We start from the raw sequence: 17,373 nt of genomic DNA on the forward strand, positions 1-17,373 counted from the left end.
TTTATCATGTCATCAGGTCTCCTGGGGAGGAACGCTCAGAGCGCGTCGTCGTCGGTTTCGCCGGTGCGCACGCGCAGCGCGCTCTCGACATCGAGCACGAAGATCTTGCCATCGCCGATCTTGTCGGTGCGGGCAGTCTTGGCGATCGTCGCCACCACCTGTTCCGCGAGGCCCTCGGGCACCACGATCTCGAGTTTGACCTTCGGCACGAAGTTCACGGCATATTCCGCGCCGCGATAGATCTCGGTGTGGCCGGACTGAGAGCCGAAGCCCTTGATCTCGGTCACCATCATGCCACGCACGCCTTGGGAGGTGAGCGCTTCGCGTACCTCCTCGAGCTTGAACGGCTTGATCGTTGCGATGATGAGTTTCACGTCGGTCCCCTTGTGGCGTCTCTAGTGGCGTCTCGCGGTGGCGTTCGGTGGCGCCGTGTCGCATGGCCCCGGTGGGCCGTGACTGGCCTCAAAAAGGCGGGTTCCGACGGGGCGGGCAAGCGGCAGGCAGGATGCGACCTGCCTTGAGCCGGGCATGATGCACAATTTTTGCACAGATGCCTGCCTGCGCCTAAAAAATATGCGGCATAAAAAAGCCGACAGCGCAAATCCCCCCCGCTCAACATCCCGCTGCGATGCGGCTATGGTGGCCGCCAACCATAACGAACAGGCACCGGCAGATGAGCGCGAGCAATGGCAGAAAGCCGACCCTAACCGCAGAGCGGCGCTATGCCACCGGCAAGTCCGCGGCAGGCAAGGGGGGCGGCACCGGCGACGGTGGCACCGGCAAGGGACGCAAACCGGCCAAGCCCGCGACGTCCCGCCGCCGCGCCGCGCGTCCTGCCAAGCGCGCCGCGCCGCGCGGCCCCGTGGGCTATCTCGCGGCTCTGGTGAGCGGTCTGATACGGTTTGTGGTTCGGGTGATCTGGGGCGTCGGCTGGCGCATGGCCTTCGCGCTGGCGCTCGTCGTCGGACTGGGCGTCGCCTATTACGCGGCGCAATTGCCGCCCGTGGCCGATCTGGTCGATGGACGGGCGCGTGGCTCGGTGACGCTTCTGGACCGCGACGGCGCGACCTTCGCATGGCGCGGCGACCAGTTCGGCGGCATGATCACCGCCGACACGATCTCGCCCTATCTGCGCAACGCCGTCGTCGCCACCGAGGACCGCCGCTTCTGGTGGCATCCGGGCGTCGACCCGCAGGGCGTGGCCTCGGCTGTGCGCATCAACCTCTCCGAGGGGCGCGGGCCGCTGTCGGGCAACGGGGGCTCGACCATCACCCAGCAGACCGCGAAGCTTCTGTGTCTCGGCAAGCCCTTCGACGCATCGGCCTGGAAGAACGAGAGCGAGTACGAGGCCGACTGCCGCCGCACCACGCTGTGGCGCAAGGTGCAGGAAGCGGTCTACGCGATGGCGATGGAGGCGCGCTACACCAAGGACGAGATCCTTACCATCTATATCAACCGCGCCTATCTCGGCGCCGGCACGCGCGGCTTCGAAGCCGCGTCGCAGCGCTATTTCGGCAAGCCTGCGGCGCAGGTGAACCCCGCGGAGGCGGCAATGCTGGCGGGTCTTCTGAAAGCCCCCACCACCTATGCACCGACCAACAACCTCGGCCGCAGCCAGGACCGGGCCTCGGTCATCGTCGGGCTGATGCGGGAACAGGGCTATCTCAGCGACGCGGAGGCCGAGGCCGCCCGCACGAGCCCGGCCGTTCTGTCGCCCACCGCGCAGCAGGATCAGGGCGGTTATTTCGCTGATTGGGTGATGGATACCGGACCCGAGTTCTTCACCCGCGACACTACCGAGGACGTGGTGATTCGCACCACGCTCGACCCGCGCATCCAGACGGCGACGGAAAAGGCGCTTCTGCAGGTCTTCGAAGAGCGGGTCGCCCCGGGTTCCGAGGCGCAGGCCGCGATCGTGGTGATGAGCGCGGACGGCGCGGTGCGCGCCATGGTCGGCGGGCGCAACGTCTCCGCCTCCGGTGCCTTCAACCGCGCCACCCAGGCGCTGCGCCAGACCGGCTCGTCCTTCAAGCCGTTCATCTACGCCGCGGCCCTCGATCTCGGGATGCAGCCTTTCGATTTCGTCGATGACAGCCCGCTGACCATGAACATCCCCGGTTCGGGGGCGTGGTCGCCCGAGAACTACGACCGCAAGTATGACGGCATGGTCACGCTGACCGAGGCACTGGCCGAAAGCCGCAACATCCCGGCGGTGAAGGTCTCCGAGCAGGTCGGTCGCGAGAACGTGCGCACCGTGGCGGCGATGTTCGGCATCGACAGCGACCTCGCCGCCGGGCCCGCGCTGGCGCTGGGCGTATCTGAGAGCACGCTTCTGGAGATGACCGGCGCCTATGCGGGCATCCTCAACGGCGGTTCTTCGGTGACGCCCTATGGCCTCGTGGAGCTCAAGCTCAAGGGCGACGACACGCCGCTGATGGGCACGGGGGGCGGCATCGGCGAACGGGTGATCAGCCAGGACGCCGCCGAAAAACTCACCTGGATGATGAGCCGCGTCGTAGCCGAGGGCACGGGCAGCCGCGCCCAGATCGACGGCTGGGAGGTGGCGGGCAAGACCGGCACCACGCAGGGCGCGCGCGACGCGTGGTTCGTGGGATTTGCGGGCGACTACGTCGCCGGCGTCTGGATGGGCTATGACGACAACCGGCCGCTTTCGGGCGTCACCGGTGGCGGGCTCCCCGCCACGATCTGGCGCGAGGCCATGGTGCGCGTGCTCGAGGGTCAGCCGGTCAAACCGCTGCCCATGCGGGTGCCCGAACAGATCCAGCCGCAGGCCATCGCCGGAGCCGATTCCCAAGACATATCGCCCTCCGGCGGGCAAGCGAGCGACCCCGAGACCGACCGGCTCCTGCGCGAGATGCTGGGCGCGCCTCAGCCTGCGCAATCGGCCGAAGCCCCTGCACCGGCACCGGCGCCGGCGCCGGCGCCCGATCAGGCGCCCGCAGGCAACGACCGCGAGCGGCTTATCCTCGACGTGCTGACCAATATTCTCGGCGGTGTCACGAACTGACGCGCACGGAATCTGGTACGGTCCGCCGGGCTCCTTCCGAGATCAGCCCGCGTCGCCTGCATCCCTGATCTGCGCGGCGGTGCCGCCCCGTGCCTCGCCCGGGTCATCGTTCTTTCGAGGACCGGATGACGGGTTCGGGACGGGAGCGTCATCGGGCTCGACCGCGAAGGGCGGCAGGACGCCGGGGAGGGTGATGCCGGGCAACGTGACGACGGGCAATTCGACCCATGGCAGCACGACGCGGGACGGCGGCAGCCCGGTCGCATCTTCTTCAAGCTCCAAGGCGGCACCCGCCCCGGCCTCGTCCGGCACCTCGCTTTCGTCGCCCGCCTCGCAACGGGCATAGCGAAATGCGTAGCCGTTCCAGAGCATGATCAGCCCATCATCCTGCGCCGCCTTCATCAGCAGGGCGCGCTCGGTCCAGCGCGTGTCCCCGGCGCTGCATTCCATCGTGTAGAGCGTGGCATCCATGTCGACGACATCGACGGGCCGCGTCATCCGGCATTCGCTGCCCACGCCCTGGAACAACCCTTCTTCGATCCGCAGAGCCCCGCCCTCTTCCCCGACACGCGCGCAATCGGCGTCGCCGCTGCTGCGATAGAGACCGTCATAGGGCGCGGCCGCAACGCTCCCCGCAAGCAGGAAGATGCCGGCAGCCCCCACGCTCCGGCTGGTGATATTCATGTTTCGCAAAGTCATCTGTATGAGACTAGGCGCAATCAACGACAGGTCCAGATTTCCGAGGCCACATTCACGGAACAACCGAAGCACGCCGCTACACAGAAGGCAGGCTTTGCTCTAAGCAGTATCCATGCCGGGTAACCGATCTCTGGGCCCGCTTCGATACGAATGGGACATGACATGACACGTGACGCGGCCACCATTGGCGCGGCCGAACTCCGCGAGGCCCGCAATCAGAGCAGATGGCTGTTCTGGGCGGTCGCCCTCTTCAGCCTGATGGTCAACCTCCTGATGTTGACCGGCCCGCTCTACATGATGAACGTCTATGACCGAGTTCTGGGGTCGCGCTCGATCGCGACCCTGGTGGCGCTATCGGTGCTGGTCGCCTTTCTCTATGCGATGATGGGCCTTCTGGACATGGTGCGCGGCCGGGTGATGAACCGGGTCGCGGCCCGGTTTCAGGCCCGTCTCGACAAAAGGGTCTTTGCCGCGGCATTGCGCGCAAGCTCGGGCCAGAAGGCGCGTGCCGAGGCCGCCACCGCGCAGCGCGACCTTGAATCCGTTCAGCGGCTCATCGGCTCGCCGGTCCTGATGGCAAGCTTCGACCTGCCCTTCGCGCCGCTGTTCTTCTTCGGCATCTTCCTGTTCCACCCGATGCTGGGCGTTCTCGGTCTGGCCGGTGCGCTGATATTGGTCATTCTTGCGCTGGCCAACCAGCTGATGACGCGCAAGCAGCTTGAGGAGTCGAACTCCAGCACCTTCCGCTCCGAGCAGCTTGGCACGCAGATCCGGCAGGATTCGGACATGGTGCAGGCGCTTGGCATGCGCGGCGCCGCCTTTGGTCGCTGGAACGAGGCGCGTTCGCTCTCGCTGGCCGCGTCGATCGGCGCCACCGACACGGGCGGCGGGTTCTCGGCCGTCATCAAGGCGTTCCGCCTGTTGCTGCAATCGGCGATGCTGGGTCTTGGCGCCTATCTCGTGCTGCAGGGCGTGATGTCGCCCGGCGCGATGATCGCGGGTTCGATCCTGCTGGGCCGCGCTCTGGCACCGATCGAGATGATCGTGAACCAGTGGCCTTCGTTCCAGCGCGCCCGCGAGGGCTGGGGCCGGCTGGCGGTACTCCTGGGCGAAATCCGCCCAGAAGAAACCCGCACCACCCTGCCCCGCCCCAAGGCGCGGCTGTCGTGCGAACAGGTCACCGTTCTGCCGCCGGGCGAGAATCAGGCCGCGCTGCGCATGATGAGCTTTCGGGTCGAGCCAGGTCAGGCGGTCGGCGTGATCGGCCCTTCGGGGGCCGGCAAATCGACGCTGGCGCGCGCCCTGACCGGGTTGTGGCGCCCCGCGGCGGGCAAGATCCGTCTCGATGGCGCCAGCCTCGACCAGTACGATCCCGACGTGCTGGGCAGCTATATCGGCTACCTGCCGCAGCAGGTCACGCTGTTCGACGGCACCATCAAGGAAAACATCGCCCGGATGTCGCTCTCTCCCGACGATACGGAGGTGGTGCGCGCCGCGCAGGCCGCCGCTGCCCATGACATGATCCTCAAGCTGCCCGAGGGCTACGATACGCGGGTCTCCTCCAAGGGCGGCCGGCTCTCCGGTGGGCAGATCCAACGGATCGGCCTCGCGCGCGCGCTCTATGGCGATCCGGTGTTCCTCGTGCTCGACGAGCCCAATTCAAACCTCGACAATGCCGGCTCCACCGCCCTCAACCAGGCGATTCGGGATGCCAAGGCCAGCGGGAAATGCGTGTTGATCATGGCCCACCGCCCAGCCGCCATCGCGGAATGCGACCATATCCTGATGATTGAGGATGGTGGGCGCCGTGCCTTTGGACCCAAGGACGAGGTCTTGCGCGAAACGGTGCAGAACCATCGCGAAATCGCCGCCTCGGTCCATAAAGGTGGGGGCGTGTCATGATGCGCGCCCCCATCTCTCCCGAAAACGCACCCAGCGCATGGTCGGCCGCCCGGCCCTTGATCTTGGGCTTTCTGGCGCTGGCCGTGCTGCTGGGCGGCTTCGGTACTTGGGCCACGATGAGCCAGATCTCAGGTGCCGTTGTTGCCTCGGGCCAGGTCGAGGTCGACCAGAACCGGCAGATCGTCCAGCACCCTGACGGCGGCGTCGTCTCGGAGATTCTCGTCGACGAAGGCGATGAGGTCGAGGCAGGCCAGCTGTTGATCCGGCTTGAAGCCGAACAGCTTCAATCCGAACTCGCGGTGGTGGAAGGACAGCTTCTCGAAGTGCTCTCGCGCCGGGCCCGGCTCGAAGCCGAGCGCGACGATTCGGAACGCCTCGAGTTCGACGACCTTCTGCTCGAGACGGAAAATCCGATCGCGCCCGAACTGATGGAGGGGCAAAGACGCCTTCAGGAGGCCAGGATCGAAAGCGAGAACCGGCAGGCCGAGCAGCTGACCCGCCAGCGCGAGCAGATCAGCGATCAGATCCTCGGCATTGAATCGCAGGAGACCGCCGCCGCCCGGCAGCTCGAACTCATCGAGAGCGAGCTGGGAAGCCAGCAGTCGCTGCTCGACCGGGGCCTCGCCCAAGCGACGCGGGTGCTGACCCTTCAGCGCGAGCAGGCCGATCTGCTGGGTCGTCAAGGTGAACTCAAGGCCTCCAAGGCGCAGGCGGGGGGCCGCATCTCCGAAATCGAGATCGAGATCCTCAAGCTCGCCTCGACCCGGCGGCAGGAGGCAATCAGCCAGCTGCGCGACCTGCAGTTCAACGAGATCGAGCTGTCGAACCGTCGCCGCTCCCTGCTCACCCAGCTCGACCGGCTCGACATCCGTGCTCCGGTCGGCGGCATCGTCTACGGGCTGACGGTCTTCACCCCGCGCTCCGTGATCCGCCCTGCGGACCCGGTGCTCTACATCGTGCCGCAGGACCGGCCCCTGGTGATCACGACGCAGGTGCAGCCGACGGATATCGACCTGCTGCATCTGGGTCAGGAAGTGATCCTGCGCCTGCCCGCCTTCGATCAGCGGCGCACGCCGGAGCTGACCGGCGAGGTGATGCAGATCTCGGCCGACGCCTTTCAGGACGAACGCCAGCCGATCTCCTACTATCGCGTGGAAATCCGGCTGAGCGAGGGCGAGATCGACAAGCTGCCGGAGGACATGACGTTGATCCCCGGCATGCCGGTCGAATCCTATATCCGCACCACCGACCGCACGCCGCTGGCCTATTTCGTCAAGCCGCTCTCCGACTACTTCGCCCGCGCCTTCCGCGAGGGTTGAGTCAGCCGGGCGTTGTCCCCCTGCCCGGCGCGGGCTAGCTTGCGCCGGGACACTTTCACGGGGAACAACGACATGATCGACGCCGCACGCATCGAGACCACTCTGGCCGACATGGGGCTGTCGCTGCCCGAAGCGCCGAAGCCGGCCGCCAATTATGAGCCCTTCGTGATCCATGACGGGCTGCTCTACGTCTCGGGCCAGATCTCCGCCGGGCCGGATGGCCTCATCACCGGCCGTCTGGGCGAGGACATGGCCACCGAGGCCGGGGCGGACGCCGCCCGCGCCTGCGCGCTGAGCCTGCTGGCGCAAGCCCGTGCCGCCTGTGACGGCGACCTTGGCCGCATCACGCGGCTGGTCAAGCTCACGGGTTTCGTCGCCTCGACGCCCGGCTTCACCGAACAGCCCAAGGTCATCAACGGCGCCTCTGACCTGATGGTCGAACTTTTGGGCGACGCGGGACGGCACGCGCGTTCCGCCGTGGGCGTGGCGGCCCTGCCTCTGGGCGTCGCGGTCGAGATCGAAGCCATCTTCGCGATCGCATGAGCCGCAGCGCCCCTGCCCTGCCCGCCGCCTTCCTCGACCGGCCCATCGCCCACCGCGCCTTTCACGGCGCGGGTCGGCCCGAGAACTCGCTCTCGGCGGTGCGCGCCGCCGTCGAGGCGGGCTTCGGCATCGAGATCGACGTGCGCGCCTCACATGATGGCGAGGCCATGGTGATCCATGATCCGGGGCTGGAGCGGCTGACGCGGGAGCGCGGCCTCGTCTCGAGCCGCGACGCGGAGACGCTGCGCGCGATCCCGCTGATCGGCAGCGCCGACACCATCCCGACCTTGCGCGATGTGCTCGATCTCGTTGCGGGCCGCGCGCCGTTGCTGATCGAGATCAAGGATCACGACTACACCCTCGGCCCCAATGTCGGCGTGGTCGAGCCGGCGGTGGTGCGCGCGATCGAGGGCTATGACGGGCCGGTCGCGGTGATGTCGTTCAACCCGCATTCCGTTTCCGAGATGGCCCGCCTCGCGCCCGATCTGCCGCGCGGCCTCGTCACCTGCGGCTTCGATCCCGAGGATTGGCCCGACCTTTCCGCACGCGTCGCAGCCCGACTGCGCGAGATCCCCGATTATGACAATCTCGGCGCCAGCTTCATCAGCCACGAGGCGCGCGATCTCGACCGCACCCGCGTCGCGGATCTCAAGGCGCTCGGCGCCAAGGTGATGTGCTGGACCATCACCTCCCCGAGCAGGAGGCCGAAGCGCGGCGCCTTGCCGACAACGTGACCTTCGAAGGCTACCTTCCCGGCCCGCCCCCCGCTTGACCCCGCGCCGCGGGGGGCCAACTCTGCGCCCATGAGCCAGACAGACACGGACCCCGCGGCGGTGGTCGAGATCACCGCCCATGACAACCTGCGCGACATCCCCGCCCCCGAGTGGGATGGCTGCGCCTGCCCCGAGGCCGCCGAGGGCCGCCCGAGCGACCCCTTCACAACGCATCGCTTCCTCTCGGCACTGGAAGACAGCGGCTCGGTTGGACCCGGCACCGGCTGGCAGCCGCATTACCTCGCCGCCCGGCGTGACGGCGCGCTGATCGCCTGCGCGCCGCTCTATGCCAAGGGCCACAGCCAAGGCGAATACGTCTTCGACCACGCCTGGGCCGATGCCTATGAGCGCGCGGGCGGGGCCTATTACCCCAAGCTGCAGATCGCCGTGCCCTTCACGCCGGTCACCGGGCGGCGCTTTCTCGCCAAGCCGGGCCACGAGGCCGAGGGCATGGCGGCTCTGATGCAGGGCGCGGTACAGCTTGCGGCGAATAACGGCCTGTCGTCGCTGCACGCCACCTTCTGCGCGCAGGACGAGGCGGTGGCCGGAGAGCAGATGGGGCTGATGCGCCGCACTGGCCAGCAGTTTCATTGGATCGACGAGGGCTATGGAAACTTCGACGGTTTTCTCGCGGCCCTCTCCTCGCGCAAGCGCAAGACCATCCGAAAGGAGCGGGAGGGCGCGCGCGCTTCGGGTCTGCGCATCGAGCACCTGACCGGCGACGATCTGAAACCGCACCACTGGGACGCGGTCTGGGCCTTCTATCAGGACACCGGACGCCGCAAATGGGGCTCGCCCTATCTCAGCCGCGCTTTTTTCGAGATCGCGCAGGAGACGTTGCGCGACGACATGTTGCTGATCCTCGCGTCAGATGGCGATCGGCCCGTGGCCGGCGCGCTGAACCTGATCGGGCGTGATACGCTCTATGGCCGCTATTGGGGCGCGCTGGAGCATCATCCGTTCCTGCATTTCGAGCTGTGCTACTATCAGGCAATCGACTGGGCGCTAGCGCATGGGCTGCCCCGCGTCGAGGCGGGCGCGCAGGGTGAACACAAGCTGGCGCGCGGCTACCTGCCGGTGGCGACGCACTCGTTGCACTGGATCGCGGAGCCGGGCTTTCGCGACGCGGTGGCGCGCTATCTCGATGCCGAGCGCGTGGCGGTGGACGAGGAAATCGAGGTGCTGACGGGCTATGGCCCGTTCCGGCGCACGCGCATGGAGGATCAGGAATGACCGAGACGCTCGACGAGGCGGGGCGCAAGACCCTCAAGGCCGCCGGATGGAAAACCGAAGCCAACCGCGACGCAGTGACCAAAATCTTTCGATTTTCAAATTTTGTTGATGCTTTCGGCTTCATGACACGCTGCGCGTTTTGGGCCGAGAAGTTGAATCACCACCCCGAATGGTCCAACAGCTACCGGACCGTGACCGTCACGCTCACCACCCACGACGCGGACGGACTGACGGAACTCGACGCGAAGCTCGCGTCGAAGATGGACAAGCTGGCGGAGGCCTGATGCAAGACGTTCTCAATACCGAGCTTTGGTCGGGCACCTCGCTCGGCGACCTGCTGACCCTCGAATTCCTGACCGCGATCCTCGGCGGCACGATCAGCGCGATCTTCGTGCTGACGGCGGGCTTCATCATCGCGGGCTGGTTCTCGCGGCGGATCAAGGGGCTGGCCTCGCGTCACTCGCGGCTCGACCAGACGCTGTTCGACTTCCTCTCCAACATCGTCTGGTACGCCGTCGTCGCCTTCTCGGTGCTGATCGTGCTCAACACGCTCGGGGTGCGGACCACCTCCGTGGTCGCGGTCATCGGTGCCGCCGGTCTGGCCGTCGGCCTCGCGCTTCAGGGCACGCTGTCGAACGTGGCGGCGGGCGTGATGATCGTGTTGTTCCGGCCCTTCAAGCTTGGCGATTTCGTGGTGATCAACGGCCAGATGGGCACGGTGAAGTCGATCTCGCTTAACTACATCGAGCTGGCCGACCTGCAGAACCTGCAGATCATCGTCCCCAACAGCCAGGTCTGGGGCAACACCATCGTCAGCTACTCGGCCAACCCGACGCGGCGCGTGCAATGGGTGTTCGGGGTCTCCTACGGATCGAACCTCGCGCAGGCCGAGAAGGTCATCATGGACACCATCATGTCGGACCCGCGCGCCATGAAGGACCCCGAGCCCTTCATCCAGGTGAGCAATCTGGGCGATTACTCGGTCGATTTCACGGTGCGCGTCTGGTGCGCAAACTCGGACGCATGGGGCTTTCAGACCGACTGCACCCGTCGGGTCAAGGAGGCGCTGGACGAAGCCGGGATCGAGATCCCCTTCCCGACCCGGACCCTCTACGCCAACAAGCTGGCCGGCGAGGACGAAGACCGCGAGACGCGCCACGCCGCCGAGTGAGCCCGTCGACAGGGCGAAGAGGGACATGCGCCCCCTTTCGCCCTCTCGCTCAGAGCGCTGCGACAATGCTCGCCCCGCCCGAGATGTCGCAGGTCCCGGTCCCTTCCTCGGGGTGCCAGACCTTCACCACCCCGTCCTCGGCCATCAGCGCGAAGCGCTTGCAGCGCCGGATGAAGCCGCGATCGGGGTTCGAGAACTCCATGCCGATGGCCGTGGTGAACACGCTGGAGGTGTCGCCCAGCATGGTGATCCCGGCCTCGGTCGCACCGGTCGCCTCGCCCCAGGCCTTCATCACGAAGGGGTCGTTGACCGACAGGCAGATCACCTCGTCCACGCCTTTGGCCCTCAGGTCGTCCATCGCGCGGATGAAGCTCGGCACATGCGCGGTCGAACAGGTGCCCGTATAGGCCCCGGGCAGTCCGAAGATCACCACGCGGCGGCCCTTGAGCATCTCGCCCAGCGCCACCTTTTCCGGGCCATCGGCCCCCATCCGCAGCAGATCCGCCTCCGGCAGCCTGTCTCCAACAGTGATCGTCATGCTTTGCGGCCCTTTCGCGATTGCGGTCGATGGCAGGGGATATAGTCTGCCGCGCGCAGCCGGGCCACTGAAACCAAGGAGACGCACATGTCCCATTTCGTCGTGATCGGGGCCGGACAGGCCGGATCGTCGCTCGTGGCCAAGCTGCGGGCCGAGGCGTTCGAGGGGCGCATCACCCTGATCGGGGCCGAAACCGCCCCGCCCTACCAGCGCCCGCCCCTGTCCAAGGCCTACCTTCTGGGCGAGATGGAGAAGGCGCGCCTCTTCCTGCGACCCGAGGCATGGTACGGCGAGCACGACATCGACCTGCGCCTCGGGGTCACGGCAGATGCGCTCGACAAGGGGGCGAAGACCGTGACGCTCTCGGATGGCGAGACCCTGGCCTATGACCGGCTCGCGCTGTGCACCGGGGCGCATCCGCGCCGCCTGCCCGCCGCGATCGGTGGCGATCTTGCGGGCGTGTTCACCATGCGCGACCTCGCCGATGCCGACACACTCGCCCCTGAAATGGTCGAGGGGCGCCGCCTTCTGGTGGTCGGCGGCGGCTATATCGGGCTGGAGGCGGCGGCGGTGGCCGCCAAGCGAGGACTGCAGGTCACGGTGGTCGAACAGGCCGAGCGCATCCTGCAGCGCGTCGCCGCCCCCGAAACCTCGGCTTTCTTTCGCGACCTGCACCGCCGTCACGGCGTCGAGATCCGTGAGGGTGTCGGGTTGGACCGGCTGTTGGGCGAGAGCCGCGTCACAGGCGCGCGGCTGTCGGACGGCACTGAGATCGCGTGCGACTTCGCCATCGTCGGCGTCGGCGTCGCACCAGGCACGGGCCTTGCCGAACCCGCGGGCCTCGCCCTCGACAATGGCATCCGCTGCGACATCCATTGCCGCACCTCGGACGAGAGCATCTGGCTGCGGGCGACTGTGCCTCGCTCCTCTGGACCGACATGCGCATCCGGCTCGAAAGCGTCGGCAACGCCATCGACATGGCCGAGAATGCCGCGCTCAACATGCTGGGGCGGGGCGTCGAATACCGCCCCCGTCCTTGGTTCTGGTCGGACCAGTTCGACACCAAGCTTCAGATCGCGGGCCTCAACGCGGGCTGGGACGCGGTGCATGTCCGCCCCGGGACTGGCCCGGAGCAGCAATCACATTGGTACTACCGGGGCGACAAGCTGATCGCAGTCGACGCGATGAACGACAGCCGCGCCTACATGATCGGCAAGCGGCTGATCGAAGCGGGAAAATCGCCCGATCCCGCGCGCGCCAGCGACCCGACCACCGAGCTGAAGGCGCTGCTGGCATGAGGATCATCGCGGGCGCGCATCGTGGCCTCGCCCTCGCCGCCGTGGGAAAGGGCGACGCGGGCGCGCATCTGCGCCCCACCGCCGACCGCGTGCGCGAAAGCCTGTTCAACGCGCTGGCGGGCGGGCGCTACGGCGACCCGATCAATGGCGCGCGCGTGCTCGATCTCTTTGCCGGGACCGGCGCGCTGGGGCTGGAGGCGCTGTCGCGCGGGGCCTCCCATGTTATCTTCGTCGATGATGGGCGGGTGGCCGGACGGCTGATCAGCGAGAACGTGGTAAAGTTGCGCGCCGAAGCCAGCACGACGCATCTCAAATGCGACGCGACCCGCCTGCCCGCCTGCGAGGCGCCCGCGGCCCTCGTCTTTCTCGACCCGCCCTATGGCAAGGGGCTCGGTGCACGGGCCCTCGCCTCGGCTGTCGCGGGGGGCTGGATCGCGCCCGGCGCGCTGATCGTCTGGGAGGAAAGCGCGCCGCAGCCCGCGCCCGAAGGGTTCACCCCCCTTGATACGCGCCACTACGGCGACACCCATGTCACATTTCTGGAACGCGACGGCTAAGGCTCAGATATCCCAAGTGGGATAAAATCGCTCGGCGGGCGAGATGGTGAAGATCTCATTGCCCTGCGCAGTGATCCCGATCGTGTGCTCGAACTGTGCCGAGAGCGACTTGTCACGTGTCACGGCGGTCCAGTCGTCGCCCAGCACCTTGGTCTCGGGGCGGCCCAGATTCACCATCGGTTCGATGGTGAAAAACATCCCCTCCTCCAGCACCGGCCCGGTGCCGGGCCGGCCGTAATGCAGCACGTTGGGCGGGGCATGGAATACCCTTCCAATGCCATGGCCGCAGAAATCGCGCACCACCGACATGCGATTCTCCTCGACATAGCTCTGGATCGCATGGCCGATGTCGCCGAAGGTGTTGCCCGGCCGTGCGACCTCGATCCCCTTCATCAGCGCGTCATGCGTCACTTGGATCAGCCGCTCGGCCTTGCGGCCGAGCTTGCCGGCCACGTACATCCGGCTGGTGTCGCCATAAAATCCATCGACGATGACGGTGACGTCGACATTGAGGATGTCGCCGTCCTTCAGCTTCTTGTCGCCGGGAATCCCGTGGCAGACCACATGGTTGACCGAAATGCAGCTCGCGTGCTGGTAGCCCTTGTAACCGATGGTCGCGCTCTTGGCGTTGGCCTGATCGATCAGATCGGTGATCACGCGGTCGATCTCGGAAGTGCGCTGACCCACCACGACATGTTCGGCGATGTCGTCGAGGATCGTGGCCGCAAGGCGACCGGCGCGGTTCATTCCCCCGAAATCCTCGAGATCGTGGATGCGGATGCCATCACGGGTCAGGCGGCCCTTGCGTTCGTCGGCGGCGGTCTCGTCCAAAGTCATCACCTCTATCCCTTTCATCCTGAAATAGGTCGTATGGCGGGCGGAATCCACCCGCCCGCGTGGAAATGGATGCCGCCCCGGCCTATACCTTAAGCAGACAGGCGCAGCCCGCCCCCATGACCGAATGGACGACCGAGCCGATGACCGAGCCGATGACCAACCCGACCGCCGCCATGCTCGTGATCGGGGACGAGATCCTCTCGGGCCGCACCCGCGACAGCAACATGCACCATCTCGCCCGCGAACTGACGCTGCGCGGCATCGACCTGCGCGAAAGCCGCGTCGTCTCGGACGACCACGACATCATCGTCGCGGCGGTGCGCGCGCTGTCGGGGGCGCATGACCACGTCTTCACCTCCGGCGGCATCGGCCCGACGCATGACGACATCACCGCCGAGGCCGTCGCCGCCGCGATGGGCGCGCCCATCGGCATCCGCGACGATGCCCGCGCGATCCTCGCCGCGCATTACGAGGCGCGGGGCGTGGAGCTGAACGCCGCGCGGCTGCGCATGGCGCGCATTCCCGAGGGCGCCGCCCTCATCGACAACCCGGTCAGCGCCGCACCGGGGTTTTCGCTCGGCAACGTGCATGTCATGGCGGGCGTGCCGCGCATCTTCGAGGCGATGCTGGCGGGGCTCTTGCCGAAGATCCCCGGCGGTCGCCCGGTGCTGTCGCAATCCCTGCGCATCGAGCGTGGCGAAGGCGACGTGGCCGAGCCGCTCTCGGATTTGGCCAAGGCGCATCCGACGCTTGCCATCGGCTCCTATCCCTTCTCGGAAAACGGCGTCACCGGCACCAATATCGTGATCCGCGGCGGCGACGGGGCCGAGATCGAGGCGGCGCTGGTCGCGCTTGCGGAGCAGTTCCCGGCGTGACGCCCGAGGCGGGCTTTGCCGCTCTCGCCGCCACGTGGCCCGCCCATGCGCTGCGCGATCTTGGGCCGGTGCGGCTGCGCGACGGCGCGGGCGGTGGCAGCCGGGTCTCGGCGGCGACGCTGGAGGGGCCGTTCGGCCTGCCCGAGATCGAGGCCGCCGAGACCGCCATGCGCGCCGAAGGACGCGCGCCGCTGTTCATGGTCCGCGCAGGCGAGGCGCGGCTCGACGCGGCGCTCGCGGCCCGGGGCTACGCGGTGCTGGACCCGACGCTGATCCTCGCGGCGCCGCTCAGCGCCCTTGACGGGATCACGCCCAATGCAAACTGGCCGCCGAGCCCCGCCCAGATCGCGATCTGGGCCGATGGCGGCATCGGCCCCGCCCGGAACGCGGTGATGGCACGGGTCGCGGGCACCCGGGCCGTGCTGTCCCATCCCGGCGGCTGCGCCTTCGTGGCGAACCATGGAGAGATCGCCATGCTGCACGCGCTGGAGGTCTTGGTCCCGATGCGCCGCCGTGGCGTGGGGCGGGCATTGATGGCGATGGCAGCGGGTTGGGCACGGGCCGAAGGGGCGCGTGTCCTCGCCCTCGCCGTGACCCGCGCCAACGGATCGGCCCGGTCGCTCTATGCGGGTCTGGGTTACGGGGAGGTTACCTCCTACCACTACCGGCGGGCTCCGGCATGATCCGCGCCACGCTGCTGCTGGCGCTCTGGCCCGGCATTGCCGCGACGCTGGAGCTTCCGGTGCCCGAGGGGGCCGTGCTCACCGCCGAGACGCGGCGCGATGCGGAGGTTTACGCCCTGCCCACCGGCCCGGCGCAGGGCGGCCCGCCACCGGTCGCGCCGATCATGGGCCGGGTCGAAACGCGAGCCTGGCGCATCGACCCCGACGCCCCCTCCGCCGCCGGACTGATCGCGCCGATTCGCGCGGCGCTCGGAGCGGCGGGTTTCGAGATTTTGCTCGACTGCGCGGCCCGGGCCTGCGGCGGGTTCGACTTCCGCTTCGGGACCGAGGTTCTGCCGCCGCCGGCGATGCATGTCGATCTCGGCAGCTTCCGGTTTCTTTCGGCCCGGCGCGATACGCCCCAGGGCCCCGAGGCGGTCGGCGCCTTGGCGAGCCGCACGGGCGGCACCGGGCATCTGCAACTGATCACGGTGATGCCAGAGGGCGCGGCCCCCGCCTCGCTCTCCCCTACCGCGCCCTCCCTCGTTGCCACTCCGTCCGAGGGGGAGCTTGCAACAGCGCTCTCGCGCGAGGGCAACGCCGTGCTCGAGGGTGTGGAATTCGCCCCCGGCGCCGCGACGCTCGGACCAAGAGACAGCCCGGCCCTTCCGGCATTGGCCGCGTGGCTCGAGGCCAACCCGGATCGACGCGTCGTGCTGGTGGGGCATACCGACATGACAGGCGCTCTCGATGCCAACATCGCCCTGTCACGCCGCCGCGCCGAGGCGGTACGCGAACGGTTGCTGCGCGATCACGGGCTGAACCGCGACCGGATCGACGCCCAAGGGGCCGGTTGGCTGGCCCCGCGCGCCTCCAACGCCACGAAGGCGGGCCGCGCCGCCAATCGCCGGGTCGAGGTTGTCGTCTCAGGGGGTTGAACTTCGCCCATTCGGCCCTCTCATCGCAGGCAAAGGAGACTTGCATGGCAGGACATTCTCACGATCATGGCCACGGTTCTGGCGGAGGTCATGGCCATCACCATCACATCGACCCCGAGGCCGGTGATTGGCGCGTGGCGGGGGCCATCGCGGTCAACCTCGCCCTGACGCTGGCGCAGATCGTCGGCGGCATCGTCTCGGGCAGCCTCGCACTTATCGCCGACGCGCTGCACAACCTGTCGGACGCGGTGTCGCTGATCATCGCCTTTGCCGCGCGCAAGATCGCGCGGCGTCCGGCGGATGCCGAGATGACCTTCGGCTACGGGCGGGCCGAGGTGGTGGCGGCGCTGGTGAACTACACCTCGCTGATCCTGATCGGGCTCTATCTCGGCTACGAGGCGATCGCGCGGTTCGTCTCGCCCGAGCCGGTGGCGGGCTGGATCATGATCTGGGTCGCGGGCCTCGCCCTCGTCGTCGATCTGGTCACGGCGGCGCTCACTTATTCCATGTCGAAGGACAGCGTGAACATCCGCGCCGCGTTCTTGCACAACCTTGCCGACGCGCTGGGTTCGGTCGCCGTCATCGTCGCGGGCGTGGCGGTGCTCGTGTTCGGCTGGGCATGGGTCGATCCAGTGGTGACGCTGGCGATCGCGGGCTACATCCTGTGGATGTCGCTGGCGCAGATCGGCGGCGTCATCCGCATTCTGATGCTTGGCGCGCCGCCCGATCTCGACACGGCGGCCGTGCTCGATCACCTGCGCGGTATCGAGGGCGTGGCCTCGGTCCACCATGTGCATCTGTGGCAGATGCAGGAGAACGCGGCCGCGCTTGATGCGCATGTGGCGGTGATCGAAGGGCGCTGGTCCGAGGCCGACGGCATCAAGGCGCGCATCAAGCGCGCGCTGGGCGAGCGGTTTGGCATCGGCCATGTCACCCTCGAGATGGAATGCGCCAGCCACGCCTGCGACGATGCCGAAGCCATTGGTCACGGATGAAAAAA

16 protein-coding genes and 2 pseudogenes are annotated in these 17,373 nt (G+C 67.7%); 14 read left to right on the forward strand and 4 right to left on the reverse strand.

Translation table 11 applies throughout. From position 1 onward, the window contains the following. Window positions 1-35: 35 nt before the first annotated feature. Window positions 36-374: a P-II family nitrogen regulator gene (locus MBELCI_RS11090; protein ID WP_021694293.1), complete on the reverse strand. Its 339-nt coding sequence runs from the start codon at window positions 372-374 to the stop codon at window positions 36-38. 299 nt (window positions 375-673) lie between these two features. On the opposite strand from MBELCI_RS11090, the gene MBELCI_RS11095 reads away from it, so the two are divergent. Then, complete coding sequence (locus MBELCI_RS11095) at window positions 674-3,028, forward strand: transglycosylase domain-containing protein (protein ID WP_021694294.1); 2,355 nt, start codon at window positions 674-676, stop codon at window positions 3,026-3,028. A gap of 42 nt (window positions 3,029-3,070) precedes the next feature. Here the strand turns inward: MBELCI_RS11095 and MBELCI_RS21655 are convergent, their stop codons facing one another. Then, complete coding sequence (locus MBELCI_RS21655; protein ID WP_235047619.1) at window positions 3,071-3,712, reverse strand: hypothetical protein; 642 nt, start codon at window positions 3,710-3,712, stop codon at window positions 3,071-3,073. A gap of 177 nt (window positions 3,713-3,889) precedes the next feature. On the opposite strand from MBELCI_RS21655, the gene MBELCI_RS11105 reads away from it, so the two are divergent. From MBELCI_RS11105 to MBELCI_RS11135, 7 genes and pseudogenes are all read left to right on the forward strand, one after another. After that, on the forward strand, window positions 3,890-5,629 hold the full coding sequence (locus tag MBELCI_RS11105; RefSeq protein WP_045320034.1) for a type I secretion system permease/ATPase: 1,740 nt from the start codon (window positions 3,890-3,892) through the stop codon (window positions 5,627-5,629). Beyond that, complete coding sequence (locus tag MBELCI_RS11110; RefSeq protein WP_021694297.1) at window positions 5,626-6,948, forward strand: HlyD family type I secretion periplasmic adaptor subunit; 1,323 nt, start codon at window positions 5,626-5,628, stop codon at window positions 6,946-6,948. The genes MBELCI_RS11105 and MBELCI_RS11110 overlap by 4 nt, the downstream gene beginning before the upstream one ends. Before the next feature lie 72 nt (window positions 6,949-7,020). Beyond that, complete coding sequence (locus MBELCI_RS11115) at window positions 7,021-7,491, forward strand: RidA family protein (protein WP_021694298.1); 471 nt, start codon at window positions 7,021-7,023, stop codon at window positions 7,489-7,491. Then, window positions 7,488-8,263 (forward strand): annotated as a pseudogene (locus MBELCI_RS11120) (glycerophosphodiester phosphodiesterase family protein). Before MBELCI_RS11115 ends, MBELCI_RS11120 begins: the two are co-directional and overlap by 4 nt. Window positions 8,264-8,294: 31 nt before the next feature. After that, window positions 8,295-9,497: a GNAT family N-acetyltransferase gene (locus tag MBELCI_RS11125; RefSeq protein WP_081698556.1), complete on the forward strand. Its 1,203-nt coding sequence runs from the start codon at window positions 8,295-8,297 to the stop codon at window positions 9,495-9,497. Further along, window positions 9,494-9,781 carry a 4a-hydroxytetrahydrobiopterin dehydratase gene (locus MBELCI_RS11130; RefSeq protein ID WP_021694300.1) on the forward strand — a complete coding sequence of 96 codons (288 nt, stop codon included), beginning with the start codon at window positions 9,494-9,496 and terminating at the stop codon, window positions 9,779-9,781. The genes MBELCI_RS11125 and MBELCI_RS11130 overlap by 4 nt, the downstream gene beginning before the upstream one ends. Beyond that, window positions 9,781-10,668, forward strand: a complete 888-nt coding sequence (locus MBELCI_RS11135) for a mechanosensitive ion channel family protein (RefSeq protein ID WP_021694301.1) — start codon at window positions 9,781-9,783, stop codon at window positions 10,666-10,668. The genes MBELCI_RS11130 and MBELCI_RS11135 overlap by 1 nt, the downstream gene beginning before the upstream one ends. A gap of 49 nt (window positions 10,669-10,717) precedes the next feature. Here MBELCI_RS11135 and MBELCI_RS11140 read toward each other — a convergent pair whose 3' ends face one another. Continuing rightward, complete coding sequence (locus MBELCI_RS11140; protein ID WP_021694302.1) at window positions 10,718-11,206, reverse strand: peroxiredoxin; 489 nt, start codon at window positions 11,204-11,206, stop codon at window positions 10,718-10,720. 87 nt (window positions 11,207-11,293) lie between these two features. Here MBELCI_RS11140 and MBELCI_RS11145 point away from each other — a divergent pair. Together MBELCI_RS11145 and rsmD are read left to right on the forward strand one after the other, a co-directional pair. Further along, window positions 11,294-12,504 (forward strand): annotated as a pseudogene (locus MBELCI_RS11145) (NAD(P)/FAD-dependent oxidoreductase). Continuing rightward, window positions 12,501-13,061 carry a 16S rRNA (guanine(966)-N(2))-methyltransferase RsmD gene (gene rsmD, locus MBELCI_RS11150; protein ID WP_021694304.1) on the forward strand — a complete coding sequence of 187 codons (561 nt, stop codon included), beginning with the start codon at window positions 12,501-12,503 and terminating at the stop codon, window positions 13,059-13,061. Before MBELCI_RS11145 ends, rsmD begins: the two are co-directional and overlap by 4 nt. 3 nt (window positions 13,062-13,064) lie before the next feature. On the opposite strand, the gene map is transcribed toward rsmD, so the two are convergent. Beyond that, a complete protein-coding gene (gene map, locus MBELCI_RS11155; protein ID WP_045320035.1) occupies window positions 13,065-13,898 on the reverse strand; it encodes a type I methionyl aminopeptidase in 834 nt (277 codons plus the stop codon). A gap of 152 nt (window positions 13,899-14,050) precedes the next feature. Between map and MBELCI_RS11160 the strand changes: the two genes are divergently transcribed. The 4 genes from MBELCI_RS11160 to MBELCI_RS11175 are packed head-to-tail and all read left to right on the forward strand — an operon-like array spanning window position 14,051 to window position 17,368. Then, window positions 14,051-14,773, forward strand: a complete 723-nt coding sequence (locus MBELCI_RS11160; protein WP_045320040.1) for a competence/damage-inducible protein A — start codon at window positions 14,051-14,053, stop codon at window positions 14,771-14,773. Then, window positions 14,770-15,456, forward strand: coding sequence for a GNAT family N-acetyltransferase (locus MBELCI_RS11165; protein ID WP_021694307.1), 687 nt, complete (start codon window positions 14,770-14,772; stop codon window positions 15,454-15,456). Before MBELCI_RS11160 ends, MBELCI_RS11165 begins: the two co-directional genes overlap by 4 nt. Then, on the forward strand, window positions 15,453-16,373 hold the full coding sequence (locus MBELCI_RS11170) for an OmpA family protein (RefSeq protein WP_021694308.1): 921 nt from the start codon (window positions 15,453-15,455) through the stop codon (window positions 16,371-16,373). Before MBELCI_RS11165 ends, MBELCI_RS11170 begins: the two co-directional genes overlap by 4 nt. A gap of 44 nt (window positions 16,374-16,417) precedes the next feature. Beyond that, complete coding sequence (locus MBELCI_RS11175; protein WP_021694309.1) at window positions 16,418-17,368, forward strand: cation diffusion facilitator family transporter; 951 nt, start codon at window positions 16,418-16,420, stop codon at window positions 17,366-17,368. The last annotated feature ends 5 nt before the right edge of the window (window positions 17,369-17,373 follow it).

It is taken from the genome of Limimaricola cinnabarinus LL-001, from assembly GCF_000466965.1.
GTDB classification, from domain to species: Bacteria; Pseudomonadota; Alphaproteobacteria; order Rhodobacterales; family Rhodobacteraceae; genus Limimaricola; species Limimaricola cinnabarinus.